Source organism: Candidatus Frankia alpina, from assembly GCF_902806485.1.
GTDB classification, from domain to species: domain Bacteria; phylum Actinomycetota; class Actinomycetes; order Frankiales; family Frankiaceae; genus Frankia; species Frankia alpina.
Genome location: NZ_CADCWT010000449.1, coordinates 1 through 1,649, shown reverse-complemented (window position 1 = coordinate 1,649; position 1,649 = coordinate 1). Strand labels below are relative to the sequence as shown.

Genomic DNA, 1,649 nt, shown 5'->3' with positions numbered 1-1,649 from the left:
AACACACCAACACCACATTGATGTCACGCAAAGCGACGAAACGTTACAGGGAAAGGCTCAGTGCTCGGTATCTGTCGGTCGATAAAGGTTCGATCCGACGTTGGGGGGCTCGTAGGTGTTGAAGTAGTTCTCGTAGTACAGTCCTTTGCCGGCCGGTTCCCGCAGCCAGTCCCACATGAACTGGATGTAGCTCGGGTTGTCGCCGGCGCCGTTGTCGTCGCGACCGCTGACCACGCCCCATTCCCCGACGCCGAAGAGTTTGCCGTGCTGGCGGGCGATGTTGTACAGCCAGGTGATGCCGCCGGTTTCGTTCGCCTGCTTGGTGAACTCCGCGAGCGTCGGCGACGGCGGGTAGTGATCGTAGGCGTCGATGCCGATCAGATCGACCCACTGGTCACCCGGGTAGAGGTCCATTGGGTTGTGGCTCGGCGGGTTCTGGGAGTAATGGGCGTTGATGGACCAGTCGAGCAGCGGATCGGGATTCGCCGTCGACCGGATGGCGTCAGCGACCTTACGCTAGCAGTTGATGTACGCGGTCGGGTTCACCCCGGACCACTGGTACCAGTCGCCATTCCCCTCCCACGCGATCCGGATGATGGAATTCTGCCGGCCGGTCGAGTTCAGGGTGTTGCCGAACTGCCGCCAGTAGGTGTCGTATGCGCCCGTCGCGCACGTCTCCAGGGAGGCCCCGATGTTCTCGGGGAACGGCGGCAGGGAGAGGACCAGCCGGCCCGGCCACTCGGCGAAGTTCTGCTCCGCCCACGACGGAGCGACCATACCCGGCCAGTTGTTGCGGCTCACGAAGACGTGCGCGAGGTCGCAGGGGCTGCCGCGGTCGGCGCAGAAGTCGTCCACGGTGGCCGGCACCATGATCGGATCCCCGTTGACTCCCGACAGCCACGGCAGTCCGGAACGGTTCGGCTGCGTCGGTGGCGTGGTCGGTGGCGTCGTCGGTGGGGGCGTCGGGGTGACCTCGCGGAACGTGTCGGCCTTGTCGAAACCGACCCAGGTGCCCGTCGATCAGCCCGCGGACCGGCCGACGTTGACGACGAAGGCGATGTGCGGCCCATCGCTGAGCGCCGACGAGTGGTAGAGCAGCGCCTTGTTGGGCGACGAAGCGAAGGTGTTGACGGCGTAGGGGGTCTGCCCGTCTATGCCCACGGTGATGATCCCGCCCTGCGGGGACCGGATGCCGTAGATGTCGATCTGGGCACCGATGAAGCGGATCCCGACGGTTGCCCCCGCCTTGACGGAGTAACGGTAGCTGCTGTTTTCCGTGGGCGGCGTGCATCCACCACAGGTGGTCCACACGTTTACATAGTTGATCTGACGGCTGTCGTCCTCAATGGATCCCGTCTGCTCGAAGACCGCGAGTGCCGGGTTTATCCGTCCTCCCATCAGAAAGAGCGGAGCGAGGCAGATGACGGCGAGAAGAAGACATCGACGGATTGACCGTGGTCGATCTGCCCGAAATTTTCCCGCAGTTGCTCCTGTCGCCAGATCTCTGCTCGGTCCCCAGGCCCGGGATTTCCGCCGGTGGCGGCCCATGGGCGGCCTTTCCTGCACTGGTCGAGTCATTCCCCCGCCTGATGCAATCGGTCCTCGAAATCGACGTATGTCGGTCGTGGACAGTCGCTAGTAGGGGAACG

General features: G+C 63.9%; 3 protein-coding genes. All 3 read right to left on the bottom strand.

Annotated features, from left to right (window positions below):
* Positions 1-57: 57 nt before the first annotated feature.
* Complete coding sequence (locus G6R25_RS28460; protein ID WP_235949520.1) at positions 58-414, bottom strand: glycoside hydrolase family 26 protein; 357 nt, start codon at positions 412-414, stop codon at positions 58-60.
* 102 nt (positions 415-516) lie between these two features.
* On the bottom strand, positions 517-870 hold the full coding sequence (locus G6R25_RS28455; protein WP_235949519.1) for a hypothetical protein: 354 nt from the start codon (positions 868-870) through the stop codon (positions 517-519).
* Positions 871-1,020: 150 nt separating this feature from the next.
* Positions 1,021-1,398, bottom strand: a complete 378-nt coding sequence (locus tag G6R25_RS28450; RefSeq protein WP_235949517.1) for a hypothetical protein — start codon at positions 1,396-1,398, stop codon at positions 1,021-1,023.
* Positions 1,399-1,649 lie beyond the last annotated feature (251 nt).